Genomic DNA, 4,770 nt, shown 5'->3' on the forward strand with positions numbered 1-4,770 from the left:
CTTCATCACCCCGCGCACGCCGCCGCCGCCGGGCTCGCCGCTGGGATCGGCGCGGTCCCAGGCGATATAGTCGAAGGCGGCATCCGATCCCGCCTCACGCTCGATCGCCTCGAACGCGGCGCAGATCCGGTCGCGCAAGCTTTCGAACCAGAGGCGGGCGGCGTCCTGCTCGGCATCGAGCGCGATATCGGGGGTTCGGCTGGTCATGACGCGGGGATTCTGGGCGGGGGCGGGGGTCAGGGTCAACCCGGCATTTGGTCCCAGCCGGTCTGACGGCGCGCCTCGGCCAGCAATATACCGCCGGTGATGGCGACATTGAGCGAGCGGACGCCGCTGCGCATCGGCACGCGCACACGGATATCGGCGGCATCGTGGACGGCCTCGGGCACCCCGGCCCCCTCCGAGCCGAGCAGGATCACGTCGTCGGGGCGGAAGACCATCTCGGGCAGGGGGATCGCGCCCAGCGTCGTCGCCAGCACGATCCGCCCTTGCGTGGCGGCGCGAAAGGCGTCCCAATCGGCATGACGTACCACGTCGGCCAGCGTGGCATAGTCCATCGCCGAGCGGGCCAGCGCGCGGTCGGAATAGGGAAAGCCCATCGGCTCGATCAGGTCGACCGCGACCCCGAAACAGGTCGCGGTGCGGATCAGCGTGCCGACATTGCCCGCGATATCGGGCTCATGAAGCGCGAGGCGCATCAGTGGCCCGGAAAGGATACCAGCGCGTCGACCGCGATGTCCTCGGCCCGCAGCGCGTCCGCGCCGCCCAGGTCGGGCAGGTCGACCAGGAACTGGGCCTGGTTCACCACGCCGCCCGCCTTGCGGATCAGACGGACGGCGGCGCGCGCCGTGCCGCCGGTGGCGATCAGGTCGTCGACCAACAGGACACGGGCCCCGGGGACCAGCGCGTCCTCATGGATGGCGATCCGGTCCTGGCCATATTCCAGCGCATAATCCTCGGCGATGGTCGCGCCGGGCAGCTTCCCGTCCTTGCGGATCAGGAGGACGCCCGCGTTCAGCGGCACGGCGAGCGCGGCGGCGAACAGGAAGCCGCGCGCCTCGATCCCGGCGACCAGATCGACGGGGCCTCGCGTCGCGGCGACCATCCGCTCCACGGTGCGCGCGACACCGGTCGGATCGAGCAACAGCGTGGTGATATCGCGGAACTGGATGCCGGGCTTGGGGAAGTCCGGGATCGTGCGGATCAGGGCTTTCAGGTCGTCATTCGCGCTCATGCGCCGCGTCATGGGCCCATGGAGGGCAGGGGTAAAGGGGGGATGGCCATGGTCCCCGCAAGCATCAGGGGCGGAGGGCGGCCAAAGAAAAAGGGCGGCTCCCGTGTCGGAAGCCGCCCCAGGCGCTCGTACGGGCTTGCCCGATCTCAGTGTTTCACGTCGCGCCAGACATTCTGATACGCGCCCCAGGCCAGGAAGCAGAAGATCAGGATGAAGACAACCGCCCCGATCCCGGCCGAATGGCGCGCCTCCAGCTTGGGCTCGGCGGTCCAGGTCAGGAAGGCGGCGACGTCCTTGGCCATCTGGTCGCGGGTCGCCAGCGTACCGTCGGTATATTGCACCTGGCCATCCGAGGTCAGGGGCGGCGGCATCGCGATGTTGAGGTTCGCGAAATAGGGGTTGTAGTGCAGGCCGGTAGGCGTCTTGATGTCCGGGAACTTGCGCAGCAGCTCGGCGGGCTGGTTGCGATAGGCGTCGGGGCCGACCAGCGAATAGATGTAGTTCGTGCCGTCATGCCGCGCCTTGGTCATCAGCGACAGGTCGGGCGGCAGCGCGTTGTTGTTGGCCGCGCGCGCCGCGACTTCGTTGGCGAAGGGCGAGGGGAAGTGGTCGGCGGGCACGTTCTTGCGCGTCGTCGCCTCGCCCGTCTCCGGGTTGATGCTCGGCTGTTCGATCACCCACTGGTTGGCGATCGCCTTCACCTCGGGGTCGTTATAGCCGAGATCCTTCAGGTCGCGGAACGCCACCAGCCGCAGCGAGTGGCAGGCGGCACAGACCTCCTTATAGACTTGGAACCCGCGCTGGAGCTGGCGGCGGTCGAAACGGCCCATGATGCCGTCCGAGGCCAGATGCGCCTGTTTCGGATGAAGGTGGAACTCCTCCTCGGCCGTGGGGGCGGGCGGCTCGGAGACGAGTCCCGAGATGCTGCCCCACAGCGCGATGGCAAGGACGAAGGTGAAGGCCGCCCCGACCAGGAATGCGATGCCACGAACCATGTTCTTTTATCCTCTCTCGGTTCGGGTCAGGCCGAGGCCGCAGGGGTTAGGGCCGACTTGGTGGGGGCCGTACCGCCATGCTTGGCCAGCACCGCCTCGGTGATCGAGTTGGGCAGCGGTGCCGGGCGCTCCGTCCGGGCGATCCAGGGCAGGATCACCAGGAAGTGGAGGAAATAATAGGCCGCCGTGACCTGGCTGAGGATGATGAAGAAGGGCGTCGCGGGCGAGCCCCCGCACCAGCCGAGCAGCAGCACGTCGACCACCAGCACCCAGAAGGCGACCCGCGCCTTGGGCCGGAAATTGTTCGACCGCACCGGCGAGCTGTCCAGCCAGGGGAGGAAGAACAGCAGCAGGATCGACCCGAACATCGCCAGCACGCCCCACAGCTTGGCGGGCAGGATGAAGTCGGCGGTGAAGGCGCGCAGGATCGCGTAGAAGGGCCAGAAATACCATTCGGGCACGATATGCGCCGGGGTCGAGAGCGGGTTCGCCGGGATATAGTTGTCCGGATGCCCCAGATAATTGGGGAAGAAGAACAGCATCACCGCAAAGACCAGCAGGAACACGCCCAGCCCGACCGCATCCTTGGCGGTGTAATAGGGGTGGAACGGCACGGTATCCTGCTCGCCCTTCACGTCCACGCCGGTCGGGTTGTTCGAGCCGGGGATATGCAGCGCCCAGATGTGCAGGATGATGACGCCCGCGATCACGAAGGGCAGCAGATAGTGGAGCGAGAAGAAGCGGTTCAGCGCGGCATTGTCCGGTGCGAAACCGCCCAGCAGCCAGATGCGGATGGTATCGCCGACCAGCGGGATCGCCGAGAAGAAGCCGGTGATGACCTGCGCGCCCCAGAAGCTCATCTGCCCCCAGGGGAGCACATAGCCCATGAAGGCGGTCGCCATCATCAGGAGGAAGATGACCACGCCGAGCAACCACACCATCTCGCGCGGGGCCTTGTAGGACCCGTAATAGAGGCCGCGAAAGATATGGGTGTAGACGACGATGAAGAACATCGACGCGCCGTTGGCGTGGGCATAGCGCAGGAACCAGCCCGCATTGACGTCACGCATGATGCTTTCGACCGAGTCGAAGGCGACACCCGCATTGGCGGCATAGTGCATCGCGAGCACCACGCCGGTGATGATCTGGATGGCAAGGGCGGCCCCCGCCAACACGCCGAAATTCCAGAAATAATTCAGGTTGCGCGGCACCGGATAACCCGCACCCACCGCGTTGTAGACGAGGCGCGGCACCGGCAGCTTCTCGTCCAGCCAGCGCATGAGCGGCTGTTTCGGTTCGTAATGCTTGGCCCAGGGAAAGCTCATCTCTCGGTTCTCCCTTAAGCCGCCGCGCCGACCGTGACGGTCGTGTCGCTGTCGAATTTGTAATCGGGCACGAACAGGTTCTTCGGGGCTGGACCCTTGCGAATGCGCGCGGCGGTGTCATAGGCCGAGCCGTGGCAGGGGCAGAAATAGCCGCCATAGGGGCCCTTGTTCTCGCCCTCGCCCGCGCCCAGCGGCACGCAGCCCAGATGGGTGCAGACGCCCAGGGTGATCAGCCAGTTCTTCTTGCCCGGCTTGGTCCGTTCCGCCAGCGTCTGCGGATCGCGCAACTCGGACAGCGGCACGGCGTCCGCCTCGGCCATTTCCTTGGGCGTCAGGTTTCGGACGAATAGGGGCTGCTTGCGAAAGCTGGTCTTGATCGCCTGGCCCGGTTCGATCTTCGACAGATCCACTTCGGTCGTCGATTGCGCGAGCACATCGGCCGAGGGATTCATCTGGTTGATCAGCGGTAGGACAATCGCGACGGCGCCCACGCCAGCGAAAGAAGCGGCGGCGACGTTGATGAAGTCGCGGCGACGGGGATCATGGACCTCTTCCTGGAATGGCTCCGGCGCTTCGCCGGGGGGTACGGTGTTCTCCGTCATCGCCATTCGTCCTGTCCCTCCACCTTCGCTCGCGTGCGCACTGGTACGCTGTCGGGGGTCGTGCCGGATTGATCCCGGTCATGCGCCGCCCATTTACTCCACCGCCCATGATGAACGGTACTTCAGGTTAGCCTTGCTTGAGCCGCTTTGCCAATCCCCCTTCGTCGCCCGCCATCCCCTTCGTCACCGTCGTTCATGGGCGATGCATCGGCCAGCGCGCAGGAACCATGATGATGCGCCCGGGTTGACCGGTGATGGACGTGGGATTGCGGACCCCTGCCGCGGTCCGCGATGACAGGCCAGGGGCTTGGAGAGGGACGATGGTCCTGGGTCGGAAATCTTTGGCGGCGGCGATGTTCGCCGGTCTGATGGCGCTGGGCGGTTGTACCGACGGCTATGGCTATAGCGGTGTGTCGGTCGGCGCGGGATATGGCGGCGGCTATGCGCCCGGCTATTATGGCGGGGGCTATGGTTACGCGCCGTCCTATTTTGGATGGTACGACAATTTCTATTATCCGGGCACCGGCGTCTATGTCTACGACCGGTATCGTCGGCCTTATCGCTGGAACGACGGTCAGCGCGCCTATTGGGAAGGGCGGCGCGGGGCGTGGAGC

Annotated in this window: 5 protein-coding genes and 2 pseudogenes; 1 reads left to right on the forward strand and 6 read right to left on the reverse strand. The window is 66.0% G+C overall.

The window, feature by feature from the left end; all coding sequences use genetic code 11:
• The 6 genes and pseudogenes from SB4_RS15110 to petA all read right to left on the reverse strand — a co-directional run.
• Window positions 1-207 (reverse strand): annotated as a pseudogene (locus tag SB4_RS15110) (oxygen-dependent coproporphyrinogen oxidase); the annotation flags it as partial.
• A 35-nt stretch (window positions 208-242) separates the two neighbouring features.
• A complete protein-coding gene (locus tag SB4_RS15115; RefSeq protein ID WP_058753232.1) occupies window positions 243-698 on the reverse strand; it encodes a tRNA (cytidine(34)-2'-O)-methyltransferase in 456 nt (151 codons plus the stop codon).
• Window positions 698-1,234, reverse strand: a complete 537-nt coding sequence (locus SB4_RS15120; RefSeq protein ID WP_058753233.1) for an adenine phosphoribosyltransferase — start codon at window positions 1,232-1,234, stop codon at window positions 698-700. Before SB4_RS15120 ends, SB4_RS15115 begins: the two co-directional genes overlap by 1 nt.
• 146 nt (window positions 1,235-1,380) lie before the next feature.
• The gene (locus tag SB4_RS15125; protein WP_058715829.1) at window positions 1,381-2,229 is read right to left on the reverse strand and encodes a cytochrome c1; all 849 of its coding nucleotides are present in this window, start codon (window positions 2,227-2,229) and stop codon (window positions 1,381-1,383) included.
• Window positions 2,230-2,255: 26 nt separating this feature from the next.
• Entirely contained in the window at window positions 2,256-3,554 is a 1,299-nt protein-coding gene (locus SB4_RS15130) for a cytochrome b (RefSeq protein WP_058715830.1), read from the reverse strand.
• A gap of 14 nt (window positions 3,555-3,568) precedes the next feature.
• A complete protein-coding gene (petA, locus tag SB4_RS15135; RefSeq protein ID WP_058733788.1) occupies window positions 3,569-4,162 on the reverse strand; it encodes a ubiquinol-cytochrome c reductase iron-sulfur subunit in 594 nt (197 codons plus the stop codon).
• Between the two features lie 314 nt (window positions 4,163-4,476).
• Between petA and SB4_RS15140 the strand changes: the two are divergent.
• Window positions 4,477-4,770, forward strand: a pseudogene (locus SB4_RS15140) (hypothetical protein); the annotation flags it as partial.

The sequence above is a fragment of the Sphingomonas sanguinis genome (assembly GCF_001476905.1).
GTDB classification, from domain to species: Bacteria; Pseudomonadota; Alphaproteobacteria; order Sphingomonadales; family Sphingomonadaceae; genus Sphingomonas; species Sphingomonas sanguinis_B.

Coding starts and splice junctions, on each gene's coding strand:
- SB4_RS15120 (WP_058753233.1), bottom strand. CDS start 1,234: ATGAGCGCGAATGACGACCTGAAAGCCCTGATCCGCACGATCCCGGAC.
- SB4_RS15115 (WP_058753232.1), bottom strand. CDS start 698: ATGCGCCTCGCGCTTCATGAGCCCGATATCGCGGGCAATGTCGGCACG.
- petA (WP_058733788.1), bottom strand. CDS start 4,162: ATGGCGATGACGGAGAACACCGTACCCCCCGGCGAAGCGCCGGAGCCA.
- SB4_RS15130 (WP_058715830.1), bottom strand. CDS start 3,554: ATGAGCTTTCCCTGGGCCAAGCATTACGAACCGAAACAGCCGCTCATG.
- SB4_RS15125 (WP_058715829.1), bottom strand. CDS start 2,229: ATGGTTCGTGGCATCGCATTCCTGGTCGGGGCGGCCTTCACCTTCGTC.